10 protein-coding genes are annotated in these 14,225 nt (G+C 47.3%); 5 read left to right on the top strand and 5 right to left on the bottom strand.

Going from position 1 to position 14,225, the window contains the following annotated elements:
* Positions 1-106: 106 nt before the first annotated feature.
* Positions 107-1,078, top strand: coding sequence for a glycoside hydrolase family 43 protein (locus tag V8F51_RS06160; protein WP_337099230.1), 972 nt, complete (start codon positions 107-109; stop codon positions 1,076-1,078).
* A gap of 70 nt (positions 1,079-1,148) precedes the next feature.
* Here the strand turns inward: V8F51_RS06160 and V8F51_RS06155 are convergent, their stop codons facing one another.
* Complete coding sequence (locus tag V8F51_RS06155) at positions 1,149-1,913, bottom strand: SDR family NAD(P)-dependent oxidoreductase (RefSeq protein WP_337099229.1); 765 nt, start codon at positions 1,911-1,913, stop codon at positions 1,149-1,151.
* Positions 1,914-2,028: 115 nt separating this feature from the next.
* On the opposite strand from V8F51_RS06155, the gene V8F51_RS06150 reads away from it, so the two are divergent.
* Positions 2,029-2,466 carry a MerR family transcriptional regulator gene (locus tag V8F51_RS06150; RefSeq protein ID WP_337099228.1) on the top strand — a complete coding sequence of 146 codons (438 nt, stop codon included), beginning with the start codon at positions 2,029-2,031 and terminating at the stop codon, positions 2,464-2,466.
* On the opposite strand, the gene ilvB is transcribed toward V8F51_RS06150, so the two are convergent.
* From ilvB to V8F51_RS06130, 4 genes are all read right to left on the bottom strand, one after another.
* Positions 2,436-4,145 (bottom strand): biosynthetic-type acetolactate synthase large subunit, encoded by a 1,710-nt coding sequence (gene ilvB / locus V8F51_RS06145; protein ID WP_337099227.1) that lies wholly within the window; start codon positions 4,143-4,145, stop codon positions 2,436-2,438. The two genes, V8F51_RS06150 and ilvB, sit on opposite strands and share 31 nt — an antisense overlap.
* A 1,109-nt stretch (positions 4,146-5,254) precedes the next feature.
* Entirely contained in the window at positions 5,255-6,094 is an 840-nt protein-coding gene (locus tag V8F51_RS06140; protein WP_337099225.1) for a hypothetical protein, read from the bottom strand.
* A 435-nt stretch (positions 6,095-6,529) separates the two neighbouring features.
* Positions 6,530-8,350, bottom strand: coding sequence for a heparinase II/III family protein (locus tag V8F51_RS06135; RefSeq protein WP_337099224.1), 1,821 nt, complete (start codon positions 8,348-8,350; stop codon positions 6,530-6,532).
* Complete coding sequence (locus tag V8F51_RS06130; protein WP_337099223.1) at positions 8,347-9,999, bottom strand: hypothetical protein; 1,653 nt, start codon at positions 9,997-9,999, stop codon at positions 8,347-8,349. Before V8F51_RS06130 ends, V8F51_RS06135 begins: the two co-directional genes overlap by 4 nt.
* 204 nt (positions 10,000-10,203) lie before the next feature.
* On the opposite strand from V8F51_RS06130, the gene V8F51_RS06125 reads away from it, so the two are divergent.
* Genes V8F51_RS06125 through V8F51_RS06115 form a run of 3 tightly spaced genes read left to right on the top strand, consistent with a single transcriptional unit; the run spans position 10,204 to position 14,157 of the window.
* The gene (locus V8F51_RS06125; RefSeq protein WP_337099376.1) at positions 10,204-11,847 is read left to right on the top strand and encodes a spore germination protein; all 1,644 of its coding nucleotides are present in this window, start codon (positions 10,204-10,206) and stop codon (positions 11,845-11,847) included.
* Between the two features lie 23 nt (positions 11,848-11,870).
* Entirely contained in the window at positions 11,871-12,974 is a 1,104-nt protein-coding gene (locus V8F51_RS06120; protein ID WP_337099222.1) for a GerAB/ArcD/ProY family transporter, read from the top strand.
* Positions 12,967-14,157 (top strand): Ger(x)C family spore germination protein, encoded by a 1,191-nt coding sequence (locus tag V8F51_RS06115; protein ID WP_337099221.1) that lies wholly within the window; start codon positions 12,967-12,969, stop codon positions 14,155-14,157. Before V8F51_RS06120 ends, V8F51_RS06115 begins: the two co-directional genes overlap by 8 nt.
* Positions 14,158-14,225: the final 68 nt, after the last annotated feature.

The raw sequence follows: 14,225 nt of genomic DNA, 5'->3' as shown, positions 1-14,225 counted from the left end.
TTTTGGGCTAAAAACAAAACATTGTTAGGGTTTAATGGGCAGCGTTGTTTGATAGAATAAGGAGGAAAACGGTTTCGCGAACATAGGAACTCACTAGGAGGAAACGATGACTACACCGAACAAGCCTTTAGTAACCCATATCTATACCGCTGACCCTTCTGCCCATGTATTCGATGGCAAGCTTTATATTTATCCTTCCCACGATCTCGATCACGAGATGACATCCAATGATAACGGCGACCAATACGATATGGAAGATTACCACGTTCTCTCAATGGATGACGTTAATTCCGAGTGTGTTGACCACGGCGAAGCGCTTCACGTTAAAGATGTTCCTTGGGCCAAAAAGCAAATGTGGGCACCTGACGCGGCTTATCGCAACAATACGTACTATTTATTTTTCCCGGCTAGAGATCATGACGATATTTTCCGACTAGGCGTAGCAACCGGCACATCGCCTGCGGGACCTTTCACGGCGCAGCCGGACTACATTCCTGGCAGCTTCAGCATCGATCCGGCCGTCTTCATCGACGAAGACGATAAGGCATATATTTATTTCGGCGGATTATGGGGCGGTCAGCTTGAGAAATGGCAGACTGGTTCCTTTGTAGAAGATGCGGAAGGCCCGGCAGCGTCTGAACCGGCGCTCGGTCCAATCGTAGCTGAGCTTAGCGATGATTTGCTAACGTTCAAGAGCGAGCCGAAGCAAATCTCAATCGTAGACGAGGATGGCAATCCGATACCGGCAGGCGACGAAGACCGCAGATACTTCGAAGGCCCATGGGTACATAAGTACAACGGATACTATTACTTGTCCTACTCCACGGGAACGACGCATAAGATCGTCTACGCGATCAGCAAAGATCCCCAGGGGCCTTATGTATATCAGGGAACGATTCTTACACCGGTCTTAGGCTGGACTACGCATCACTCGATCGTGCAGTTCAATGAAAAGTGGTACTTATTCTATCATGACAGCTCGCTGTCGGGCGGTGCGGATAATAAGCGAAGCGTTAAGTTTACAGAGTTGCATTACAATGAGGATGGCACTATTCAAACGATTCCTTACGAATCCTAATCCAAAAGAACGCAAGGCAGAGGGCTTTAGAAGCCTCGGCCTTGCGTTCTTCTTCGTTATTGCAGCTAACTTACAAAAGCATACCTCCGGATGCTTCGATACGTTGAGCGTTGACCCAAGCGAGCTCCGGCGTGCAAAGTGCCGCGACCACGCCGCCAATATCGTCGGCTTCGCCCGCTCGTCCGAGCGCTGTAATCGATCCGATGTGGTCCCTTAGACCTTGGTTCGACTTTATGCGTCCGCCGCCGAAATCGGTCGCAATCGCGCCGGGCGCAACGACGTTAACGCGGATGCCGCGCTCGCCCAGCTCCTGCGCCATATACTTCGTAAGCACTTCGATTGCGCCTTTCATTGCCGCATAAGCTGCACTGCCCTTCATGGAGAAGCGCGTCAGTCCCGTGGAAATATTAACGATACCGCCATGATCGTTCATAACCGGCAGCAGCGTCTGCGTAAGGAAAAATACCCCTTTAAAGTGAACGTTCATCAAGCTATCGAACTGCTCGACAGTCGTATCGGCAATCGGCGCATTTATGCCGAAACCCGCATTGTTGACTAGAAAATCGATATGATCCCGATTCCATTGTTCCTTAAGCACAGCTTGCAGCTGCGACCTGAATGCTTCGAAAGAAAACACATCTCCTGCATCAAGCTTCATCGCATAACCCTTTGCTCCATTGCTTTCAATTTCACTTACGGCGGAATCGGCGAGCTCCTGCTCTTTATTGTAAGTCACAATGACATCGATGCCTTTCTTGGACAGCGCAATGGCCGAATTCCTGCCTAAACCGCGGCTTCCGCCGGTTACTAGCGCGATTGTGGTCGTATTGCCCATTCTGCATTCTCCTCTAACCTGTTTTTTTAACCGCTTGCTTATAGAAGCATTTCGGTCTAAAGTAAGGCTATCACTTAGAGTTAACTCGAAGTCAAGCGAGAGGATGAAAATAAATATGCCATACACGATTAATGAGGTTGCCGCGAAGTTTGGACTGTCCGCGCATACGCTCCGATATTATGACAAAGAGGGCCTTCTCCCCTTTATCTCCCGCAATTCATCGGGCAACCGATCATTTTCCGACAACGATCTGGATTGGGTTGCGCTCATCTGCTGCTTGAAAGATACGGGGATGCCGATCAAGGAAATCAAGAAATATATGGAATGGGCCAAGGAAGGCGGCAGAACGATTCATCCACGCAAGGAAATGCTGACTTTGCATCGGCAAGCCGTACTAAAGCAAATAGACGATTTGGCTAATCACCTGAAGCTTATTGATAACAAAATCGCGTTCTACGAGCAACCGGGAATTGCCGAGAAACTCGATCAACATTTCGGCATCGCGGAAGCCGAGGGCCGCAATTACGAATCGAAGCTTCCGAGCAGCATCTGATCGAGCGTCGTCCCCCCCAGCACCATCGGATACACATTCTCGTCCGACGGGATAACAAACTCCAGCAATACCGGCCCAGGGGTTGCCAGTGCCTCTTCCCATATGCGCACAGCTTCCGCTTTCGTGCTGGCCCTGAGACCTTTAACCCCATAAGCATCGGCAAGCATGACGAAGTCCGGACTGCCGGCAAGGTCGATCTGACTGAACCGTTTGTCGTACATGAGCTCTTGCTGCTGCTTAACCATGCCGAGCACCTGGTTGTTGATTACGACGATCTTAACCGGAATTTGATGAATCGCACATATCGCCAGCTCCTGTGCGCACATTTGCATGCCTCCATCGCCATTAATGGAAACGACAAGCCGGTGCGGATTGCCGATCTGAGCGCCGATAGCCGACGGGAATCCGAAGCCCATCGTGCCGAAACCTCCCGAAGTTACGAGCGAGCGCGGATATTTGAACTTATAGAACTGCGCTGCCCACATTTGATGTTGGCCGACATCGGTCGTAATGATCGCTTCGCCGCCTGTCGTTTCGCTAATCAACTCCATGACGAATTGCGGCTTCAGTACTTTATCTGAATCGGCATAGCGCAACGGATGCTTCAGACAGCTGAGCTTAAGCTCTTCGATCCATTGCGCCGACCAAGCACTGCGAGCACTCCTATTCGCGTGAGTCAGCACTTCTTTAATATCTCCGACACAAGCAATATCCGTCTTGACGATTTTGCCGATCTCCGCCGGATCGATATCGATATGGGCAATTACTTTCGCTTGCGGCGCGAAGCCGTCTACCTTCATCGTGACCCGATCGTCGAATCTCGAGCCGATGGACAGAATGAGATCAGCCTGTTGAATCGCCATATTAGCTGTATACGTGCCATGGTGGCCAGGCATGCCAAGCCATAGCTCATGCGCGCTTGGGAATGCGCCTAAACCAAGCAGCGTCGTCGCTACAGGCATACTTGTCAACTCAGCGAAAGTTAGCAGCTCATCTGCTGCGCCCGAATAGACGACACCGCCCCCTGCTATAATAACCGGGCGTTCCGATACGGCAATCGCTTCAAGCAGTTCATCAACTTGCATAAGATCAAGTGACGGAGAAGCATTATACCCCCGAATATCGATCTCCTTGTGCTTGTGCGGCTTGTAATGCAGCTTCTGATTCGATACGTCCTTTGGTATATCGATCAGGACTGGGCCTTTCCTGCCGCTGTTCGCAAGAAAGAACGCTTCATGAACGATACGTGGAAGCTCCTCGGCATCGCTGACATAATAGCTATGCTTCGTAATCGGCATCGTGATAGATATTATATCCGCTTCTTGGAACGCATCCGAGCCCTTCAACGACTGGAACACATTAGCGGTAATAACAACAAGCGGCACGGAATCCATATGTGCCGTGGCAATGCCTGTAACGAGGTTCGTCGCACCAGGACCGGATGTCGCGAGACAGACGCCGACCTTGCCTGTCGAGCGCGCATAACCGTCGGCTGCGTGAACCGCCCCTTGTTCATGTCGAGTCAATATATGCTTAAAGTCCGGATTGCCTACCATTGCATCGTAAATGTAGAGCGCACTGCCGCCCGGATAGCCGAATACGCAATCCACACCCTCTGCCTGCAGACAGCGCAGAAGCGCCTCCGACCCACTAATGTAATCCGTTGTTCCTTTGTTCATTCCAATCCCTCCATTGGTTTAGTATTTATGCAAATCAAAAACCCCTCTCCTCCCATGGCGACAGCATGCGCTGCCAGCCAAAGGGACGAAAGGGGTTAGCTTCTCGTGGTACCACCCTGATTCACCGAAATGTTATTGTAGCGATTTCGGCCTCATGAGACAAGATCATTCGATCTGTCTGCAGCACGTTAACGTGTGCCAATCCGGTTAAGTCTACTCGCCAAATGGACGAACAACGCATTGCTTCTGCCCGTCTTGGCTTTCCTTCAACAGCTCCGAGACGACCGTTCACGCGCCTTATGGCAAAGGTTGCACCGTTTCCTTTGCTCTCTGTACATAACGCATTCGTAAACGCTTCTCTTCATCGCTTATTTCTATCGATTAAACTTAGCTAAATAAAAAAACCTCTCTCATCCGTTGGCGACAGCATACAGCTGCTAAGCCAAGGGACGAAAGAGGTTATCATTTCGCGGTACCACCCTGATTTGCCGAAATGTTGCCATTCCAGCCTCATGAGACAAGACATACGACTTGTCTGCAGCACGATATCGTGTGCCATTCCGGTTGATTCTACTACTCGCTAGCCTTCGCGGTGGAATAACGACAGGCGCGGTTTCCTTCAACAGCTCCGAGACGACTTGTACAGGACCTTAAGGCAAAGGTTGCAGCGTTCCCCTTGCTCTCTGGACATAAAGCCTTTGTACTTCTTCTCTTCATCGCATTTATATCGTTGATAATAGCAACAACAAAACCCCTTCCATCCGATGGCGGCAGCATATGCTGCTATAGCCAAAGGGACGAAAGGGGTTAACTTTTCGCGGTACCACCCTGATTCACCAAAATGTTGTCATTTCGGTCTCATGAGGCAAAATAGTTTGCCTGCAGCACAGTAACGAGTGCCAATCCGTTCGATTCTACTCGCAATCCATATGCATCTGAAGTAGATGCACTCTGCTTTCCTTCGAATAGCTCAGAGACGACGATCTACAAGGCTTAAGGCAAAGGTTGCAGCAATTCCCTTGCTCTCTGGACATGAAGCGCATTGTATTCCTTCTCATCAACGCTGTTATCAAAAATTTTCATCATCATATCATAACGATCGGTGAATTTCAATGCTCAATTTGGATACTATCTGTTTCTGCAAATTGTATATTCGTCAGTTGAAATTGTCCATCTGAGTACAGAACATCTCCTTGAATTACGCCAATATATGTGGGAGAAACCGCTGATCCGGCAGTAATGCCGGATCCGAATTCCGCCTTGATGACTTTGTCCTCAAAGGAGAAACGGACAATACTTCCGAACACCAAACCCTCATTGATCGATCCTAAATCCGGCGTTTCATAAGGCTCTAAATTAACGGTATACAAATGATCACCTATCGTGATTAAGCCGCTTAACGCATCATCCGCCTTCGACAAACTAAAAGCAACCGCATCATGAAGCTGCCCTAAGTATACGTCTGGAATATAGACATGGTCCTTGAAGAAATGTCCGTTTTCTAGCCCTGTATCATTCAGCTCTACCACGCGCAATTGCTCAACAGAGACGCCTGTTCCGGAGCCCATATACAAGTCTACTGCCAGTTCGTCCTCCCCATCTCCATCGTAATCCAATGCTTTCATATGCGGTGGAATATTTCTTGGCGTCGCATAAATCCAATCAAACGACTGCTCCTTTTCGCCAACTTGCAGCGTAACGCCTTCTGACTGTTGACTATACAAATAGATGTCTTTACCTGGAATGGATGCTAATTGCTCTGGCTTAAAATCCGGCTCGTTGCTGACCGGCGCTGCGGTTGGCGGGGCCTCCGAGGCTACAGATCCCGAACTCGCGGAGAGCGAATTTTCTCCAGGTTGCTCATTCGTTGCAGAACATGACGCTAACAGCAGGCCAGCAATGAATAGCAAACCTGTCATTCGTATACGCACCTTCAGTTGCTTTAACATTGCCTTTCATCCTCTCACTGAGTCGTCACTGACGCTTCCTAATTGTAAAACGCTGGCAAATGGATAATTGTTGCAGCAATCGCTAGCAGCAGGACGATAACGGCGGAAAATAATTGCACTTACTCTTCCGCAACATGTAGCACAATTCTGCCGCGTCCATGCCCTGCTTCGCAAAAAAAATCCGATCTCCAGCCGCAACTGTTTGTTGCCGCTGTAGACCGGAAGATTTCTATTAAATATATTCGCTAACCGTTTAGCACATCGTCCAGCCGTTGCTCGCATTGCTCGGCAATGATCCGGAATGAAGCTTCCTCGCTGCCCTCATGCAGCAGCCACAGCAATCCCGGCCAGAAGCCAGCCGTCGGCCGCTAGTCCGCCTTACTTTCGTGACGGCTTGCTCCCAGGCTTCATTAACCCATAGCAATGGTTGAACAATCAAAATTTGAATAACAATTTATAGACAGGCTCGCTCGAAACTTCGTCCTTCACGATCAGTTGAATGCGGTAATAGCTTTCTACTTGGCCAAAATGATTGGAAAAACGTATCTCATCGATCGTTACGTCATACCGTCCAGCTTCGAACTCGAGGGCAACGTCATGTCGTTGTTCCCCTTGAAGACGTATGTGCCCGTCTTCGAGCAACGATGGCTTGCAACGTGTAATGACGGTCTCCACGATGGACAGCGTTTTGTCCGTGAATCGAAATGAATCTGTCAGCTCGAGAACCGGCCGCGTAAGCTTGCGCCATATGAACTGCCGCTTGAAAGAGGACAATTCGGCAACATCCGAATAACAGCTAGCTAGTTCAAGCTCCAACCGATCTTCATCCGCGCTCGTATGCGCTTCAAGCACGGAGGCCATACTGCCGGCTCCCGTCTGCTGCAGTCTCCCCCCCACGACAGGAAGCGAATGCCCTTGCGCGCCAGTACAATCATAGCTGTATCTATCAGGACCAAAATATTGTGCCGTGTATTCCCCAGCGCCTAGATCGGCAGCAAATGCCGGATCGTCATCCGCGAGCAATATAAAATGGCCGACGTCGTTATGGTTATGCGGCTCGTTATTGTTGCCTCCCTTAGCCGCGAAGCCGAAGCTGCCTACGCTTGATCGGCTGCGCGATATAAGCCACTCGGCGTCTGGCAAGTACCAGCTGGCCGGACTCCAATCGGCTTGTCTGGCCGCCTCTGGACGATACCAGATCAAATTCCGCAAGGCAGGCGCATAACGCATGCAATGATCCTCGCTAAATGCAGCACGGATGGAGAGGGGCGGATGCTCCGCTTCATCAAAGGATACGGCCAAATAATCGGATAACCCGATGTGAACGCTTACACTAGGCATCGCATCAGAAAAATTGGCTGGCCTATTACCGGTTAAATAGCTTCGTTGCTGGAACATCGCAATCTCTCTGACCTTCGCATTATCAAGCAAGCTAGCCCGGCCACCTGTTGCGTTATACAGCAGATCAGCGAAATAAATATAATAGCCGAAACCGTAATTCCAGTAGCCCGGCCCTTCCAGGCAAGCCCCGTCCGCGCCGAAGCCGGACAAATAATGCTCCATCGTGTCTAGCGCTTTCACAATCATTTGAGCGAGTCGCTCATTATCGCGTTCGACAAGCAATGCGGCTGAGGCAATCGATCCTGCGCATACAGCCGCCCAGTTATGATCCGCCGTCTCCCAATGATACGGGCCGTAACATAAGTAAGGGATAAACAATCTCTGATCCACTTGCTCCAACATTTCATCCCTCAGAGTCTGCGGCAATAAATCGCCTGCCATCGATAAAATCTCGCAAAACGCAAAGCCGGTCTCCGCGGCGAACAGATCGATATTTCTCCCGATGATGTGACCTTTCATATGCGCGGGCAGACACCAGGTCGGTTCAGTTATGATCGCTTCCACGATTCGTTCAAGCGCGCTTCTATACGCCGCAGTATCCGGATATAGAAGAGACAGCAGCGCAAATGTCGTTAGTCTCCGTCTCCGATTGAAGTAAAGACCTTCATAGGACAGTCGATTGCCCGTCGTTTCGAACAGCGCATACAACTCTTGAGTCAGTTCCGGTATCGGTTCTGTCAGCAGCCGCTCTCCCTCATCCTTTATTTCCTTGATCATGTCGGCATAGAGGGAATCATTCGCTATCCTCTTCCAATCTACAGCGTTTCCATTCTTCGTGTACAAGGCTGCTCCCGCTAAGCGCGGCTCCTCGAACCAGCCGATCAAGGTTTCTCGCGTTCCAACCGAGCTTGTCAATTTACATCACCTTCGCTCTCTACTGTATCGTTCATGTTCCGCCGGGTTCGTTGCGGCTCCTCGTGAAGAGTTAACGCCAATATTTCTCCATCCAAGTTCGAATATTCCACTCGCAGCGACTGATGAAAGCCACCTGACCATAACGGATTATGGTTTGCCATTTCCTCCATAAAGTCCTTCAAGCTGTTAAGGTGTTTGCGTGCTGCTGTATCAGCGCTTACTGCTTCTACGACTACGCCGCCAGCATCAAGTCCCCGGCTGGTTAGCGCGATACGGTCAACCTCTTCGACAAGCGTGAAGTCATGGAGCAAATACAAAGCGATGAACACATCATCAATGCGTCCAAAGAGCGAATGGTCTGTGCGCATCCATTCTCCCTTCGGAAGAACGCCAACCAGCCTTCCGTCCTCGCCTTGCGCGAAAGGAAATAAAGCGATGATTGCATTGCGATGGAACAATAGTTGTCCCGACTCCCCGGCATGGCGCGGATCGCCATCGTTGTAACCTTCGCCCGGCTGCATGATGTACAGACGGTTCACGCCACCGTCTTGGCGCAATGGAAAATCAATGCCCCAACGATGCTGCTCGTTGTCATACTCCTTGACGCGTTCCCTGATTCCGCCCATGGCGAAACCTTTATCCACGTACAGGTAGCTATGCAGCGATCGCTTCACATCTTCACCAGCAGGCGTAATGACTCGCTCGATGATTTGAGGCAGATCTCTGTTCATCGCTGTACGTATAGCACTCTCTGGTGCTGGGTAGAACAGTAGTCCCGCATATTCGACTCGCGTCAGCGCTTGCGGCAAGGAAAAGTCGCCGAACTGAACATAATCGAATGCGACATTGCCGTCTCTTGGCAAATCATGCCCTAAGCTGCGCATCCGTCCACCCGTCCATGCCCCCTTCAAGTAGTAGGTCGCTCGGTAATTCCAAAGCTCATTCAACAGCGAGGCCAGATCTTCGCGAATGTCATGTACAGCTATGATTTCATAAGCACAGGTGAACGCCTGAATCCAATGCCAGAACCAAGGAAGCGCGCCGTATTCCGGTAAACCTAGCGTCCTCACGCGGTCCAAAGTTTGCTGCAAATCCAGCCTGCCTCTTTCCAACAGCTCTTCATCCTTGAAGCGATATCCGAAAATAAGCTTCGTCGCCGTATACTTCGCTTCATGATGATTAAATGCCTTCACAGGCTCACGATAGTAAGCACTTTGGTACAATGCTTCAATCGCCTCATTCAGTGATTGACTGAGAGACTCAGGAAGCTGTGCCCCGTATTGCTGCTGGAAGTAAACGATCAGTACACCCATCAGCTCAGCCGGAAGCGGATTGGGCTGCGCCTCGTCAGGCTTATCGCCGAGACCAAGAGGCCAATGACCATATGTATCTCTTGCACTGTTTTTGTCCTGAAGCTCCAGTACACGCTCGAAAACGCTGACCGCTTTGGCCATCGCCTCCCGAGAGTTTATTCCCAGCTTATCGCTGCATACTGAATCGGAAGAGGCAGCCACCAAGTAAGACGCATCATACAGGTTGTTGCGAATATCATCATGCCGCCAAAGCCCGCTGTCCAGCAGCGGTTCATTCCATGCGCGGCTCGCCAATTGGCAGATGATCTCTCTTTGTCTGCTCTGCACGTTAGCCATCGTTCATGCTCCTTTTATTGTAGTGAGCCAATGTATGTATAGCTCCCTAGCATCAGCCGCTTTAAAACTATAAATAGTTTATATCACAAACAGTATATTATCACAGTCTTTTTCTCAAGAAAGAACGATCCCCACAATCATCTAATAAGAAGAATTTTTCTAGGGCAAGTTAATTGAAAGATACTTTGGAAAGGAATGATTGCCATGTGGGCTGCAATAATATCGAAACTTCCCGATTGGAAAATATTCGCGCAAGCTTTCCTAAGTATGTTTATCGCCATAGGTATTTATTATCTAAACAAATTTCTAAGATCGTTAGTTACAAAGAACGGTGCTCCATCCCAGAAAGATAATCATGGAAACGATCAGACAGATTATACAAATTTGTCGATCAATTATGAAGACAATTTGAATGCAATCAAACAACTCATAGGCAATAATAGCGATGTTCATTTCCGTGAATTTGAAGCAACCAAGCTTCAAGCTCGAGCCGTGCTTATTTTTATTGACGGGCTGCAGAATGAAGAACTGATCAACGGTCATATTATGAACATTTTAATGTCAGACTCGGAGAAGGACTTAACAGACATAAGTTCGGTATTGTTAGCGACGTATCTTCTACATAAGGTACTTCCTGTTTGTGAGGCTTATGAAGCTGTAGAGCTTCATGAACTAAATCAATCCATTCTGATGGGGTGTAGTGCCTTGCTTATAGAAGGTATGCCAAGCGCACTCCTCATTCACTCGTCCAATATGAAGTCCAGGGAGATTAACGAACCAAGCTCGGAAGCATTACTTCGCGGTCCTCGTATCGGTTTCACAGAAGTATTAAGCGAGAATACATTGATGCTTCGAAGACAAGGCTACAATGAGAGCCTGGAAATCAATAGCTATGTGGTAGGAGCTCGAATAAAAAGAAAATTAGTTATAGCATACATGAAAGATATTGTTAATCCAGACCTTCTCCAGGGAGTAAGAGATCGAATTGAAACCATCCATATGGATTTCATCGCTGAAGCTGGTTATGTAGAACAACTCATAGAGGATGATTACCTTAGTCCGTTTCAGCAGGCTCATAATACAGAGCGGCCCGATCGCGTCATTAGCGGTTTATTGGAAGGAAGGATAGCTATTCTATTGGACGGCACTCCATTCGCTCTTATTGTTCCTGTAACGTTCAGTATGCTGCTGCAATCGCCAGAGGATTATTATGACCGTTGGCTTCCTGGCACTTTATTGCGGATGCTGCGTTTTTTTGCAGCATTCTTAGCACTGATGGCACCAGCATTATACATATCATTTATTTCCTTTCACCCCGGATTAATCCCGACAGAGCTGGCGATCAGCATTATTGAAGCAAGGCAAGGCGTTCCCTTTCCTGCCTTAATAGAGGTAATGATTCTGGAGATCTCTATCGAAATATTGCGCGAAGCCGGAATACGGTTACCCAAACCGATTGGACCCGCAATGGGCATCGTTGGAGGCTTGATCATCGGTGAGGCTGCAGTACAAGCAGGCATTGTTAGCCCCTTTTTGGTCATCGTGGTTGCTGTGACTGCAATCTCTTCTTTCTCCATTCCCGTATATAGCGCAGGAATTACGTTGCGGATTTTAAGATTCGGAGGCATGTTATGCGCTGCAGTGCTGGGGATGTTTGGAACGATTTTGTTTTTTTTGTTACTATGCGGCCACTTAAGCAAGCTGAAAAGCTTTGGCGTCCCATATGTTACACCGATCTCACCGTTTCGCTTTAATGATTGGAAGGATTTGTTTATTCGTGCTCCGTTACCTTTAATGAAAAAACGACCGAAAATGATGAAGACGCAGGACAAGAATCGAATCTCATAGCCGCTTCGATTGGAGGGACAGCGATGTTTATACGGACAGATGATAAAATCACCACTACACAAACCTCGATATTTGTAACAGATTCAGTTCTGGGTGCAGGTATTTTGACTTTGCCAAGAAGTGTAATCGAAGCTGCGCAAACTCCTGATGTTTGGTTATCTGTAATATTAGGTGGTTTTGTCGTCATGCTGGCAGCGTTAGTTATGGTGAAATTAAGCCAGCAGTTTCCTAAACATACGGTGTATCAATATGCTAAACGAATCGTTGGCACGGTTCCCGGCGGCGTGTTAAGTTTGTGCTTAATTATTTATTTCATCGTTATTGCTGGATTCGAGGTTAGGGTATTTGCAGAGGTTACCATGTATTATTTGCTGGAAGGAACACCGATTTGGGCGATTGTCATTCCTTTTATTTGGGTAGGCGCCTATATTTGCTTTGGTGGAATTAATTCGATTGCAAGAGTGTTTCAAATTATTTTCCCGATCAGTATCCTCATACTGGTGCTTTCTTATTTCCTCAGTATTCGGTTGTTCGATATTAATCATTTACGTCCTGTTTTAAGCGAAGGCTTACTACCGGTTTTTAAAGGTTTGAAGTCTACCGTGCTTACCTTTACTGGATTCGAAGCCATCATGATTCTTGTTGCACACATGCAGCATCCCGAGCGGGCAGTGAAAGCTACTTTTGTAGGAATAGGCATTCCGTTTGTGCTATATCTTATGACTGTCATTGTCGTAATTGGAGGAATGAGTGTAGATTCCGTTTTGAATAGCACATGGCCAACAATTGACCTGCTACGAAGCTTTGAAATTGCCGGGTTAATTTTTGAACGTTTTGAGTTTCCGTTTTTGGTCATCTGGATGATGCAATTATTTTGCAACTTCACCAGCTTTTATTACAATGCATCACTAGGCATTTCTCAGGTGTTTGGCTTTAAAATTCAAGCAGTGATATTTGGATTAATACCCGCCATGTTCATTATGACGCTGCTGCCACAGCGAATGAATGAGGTTTTTAAGTTGGGAGACATGATAGGCAAGATGGGGATTGTATTGTTTTTTCTCGTGCCAGTCTTCCTTTCATTCATGTTCATATTGAGAAAGAAGGTTTTAAAACAGAATGTATAGACATAAGTTCTTGCTAATTATTGTTCTATTGTCCTCGCTTGTTATCATACAAGGCTGCTGGAGCAGTAAAGAGATCGAGGATTTAAGTGTTTACGCAGGTCTAGCATTAGATGTAGGCGAACGGGTTGCAACGGAACGGGATTTAGAAAGTCAGGGAGCAAATTATTATAAGAAAAATGTAATTACCGCTACTGTGCAAATCGTGCCGATTAATTCGTTTGGACGAAAAGAGAAATCGAAAGAAAAGCAGTTATTGAAATATTCAAACTTGAGATTAACAGGGGATTCAGTATTCGAAATTATGCGTCAATACTCCACACGTCGTGATCGTCCAGTCATCGGACATCATCTTAAAGTGATTGTTGTATCAACAAAATTAGCTCAGCGGCAAAATATGGATCAATTGATGGACTTTGTGCTCCGTGATAATGATATACGTCCCAGTTGCAGGGTGTTCTTCAGTAAGGGCAGAGCTTATGATACGTTTCTTAGCGACCAGCCGGAAGTGGTTCCATCCTTTCGGATTAACTCTATGACTCAAAATAGTTATAGAACAAATAAAGTAATGCCTGAGGTTAATCTAACACAGTTGGATGGATTGATTCATTCTAAGCAAAGCTTCTTGCTGCAAAATATCTTCACTTCAAAGGGTGAAATCAAATTTGCAGGAGCCGGTATTATTAAGGGGGATACGGGCAAGTGGATTGGTGATCTCAATCAAGAAAATGTAGAAAGCATATCTTGGGTTAAAGGTACGGGTAAAGGCGGAGTCATTAAAAGCTATGATTGGAGAAAAGAGACGATTACCTATGAAATAAAATCGATGAAGAGTAAAACGACTGTAAAATTACAAGGTGATAATTTATCCTTTCACGTTGACATTGAATCAAACGGGAGATTAATTGAGAATTGGGATGTAGAAGAAAACCCATCCGAAATGGCCTATTTAGAAGCAGCAGAGAAGGTTTTTGAAGCACGATTGAAAAAAATGATCGATAATTTGATGTCGAAAATGCAAGCGAAATACAAAGTAGATGTAGCTGGTTTCGGGAAACATCTCTCCATTAAATATCCTCATAAATGGAAAGAGGTTAAAGGTAATTGGGATGAAGTTTTCAGCCAGGTTCCAGTTACTTTTGATATAAAGCTTAAAATTACGGATTTCGGTTCTTCTACAAAATAAAATATACGGATCTTATCCATGCCCGCTTCTACCATGTCTGGTTAGATAAGATTTGACGGCGAAGCAGA

The sequence above is a fragment of the Paenibacillus sp. YIM B09110 genome (assembly GCF_037167145.1).
GTDB lineage: Bacteria > Bacillota > Bacilli > Paenibacillales > Paenibacillaceae > Pristimantibacillus.
This window is presented reverse-complemented; position numbering and strand designations above follow the sequence as displayed.

Bases quoted from the DNA above. Each gene is read 5' to 3' on its own strand.
- V8F51_RS06160 (WP_337099230.1), top strand. From the start codon at position 107: ATGACTACACCGAACAAGCCTTTAGTAACCCATATCTATACCGCTGAC.
- V8F51_RS06155 (WP_337099229.1), bottom strand. From the start codon at position 1,913: ATGGGCAATACGACCACAATCGCGCTAGTAACCGGCGGAAGCCGCGGT.
- V8F51_RS06150 (WP_337099228.1), top strand. From the start codon at position 2,029: ATGCCATACACGATTAATGAGGTTGCCGCGAAGTTTGGACTGTCCGCG.
- ilvB (WP_337099227.1), bottom strand. From the start codon at position 4,145: ATGAACAAAGGAACAACGGATTACATTAGTGGGTCGGAGGCGCTTCTG.
- V8F51_RS06140 (WP_337099225.1), bottom strand. From the start codon at position 6,094: ATGTTAAAGCAACTGAAGGTGCGTATACGAATGACAGGTTTGCTATTC.
- V8F51_RS06130 (WP_337099223.1), bottom strand. From the start codon at position 9,999: ATGGCTAACGTGCAGAGCAGACAAAGAGAGATCATCTGCCAATTGGCG.
- V8F51_RS06125 (WP_337099376.1), top strand. From the start codon at position 10,204: ATGTGGGCTGCAATAATATCGAAACTTCCCGATTGGAAAATATTCGCG.
- V8F51_RS06120 (WP_337099222.1), top strand. From the start codon at position 11,871: ATGTTTATACGGACAGATGATAAAATCACCACTACACAAACCTCGATA.
- V8F51_RS06115 (WP_337099221.1), top strand. From the start codon at position 12,967: ATGTATAGACATAAGTTCTTGCTAATTATTGTTCTATTGTCCTCGCTT.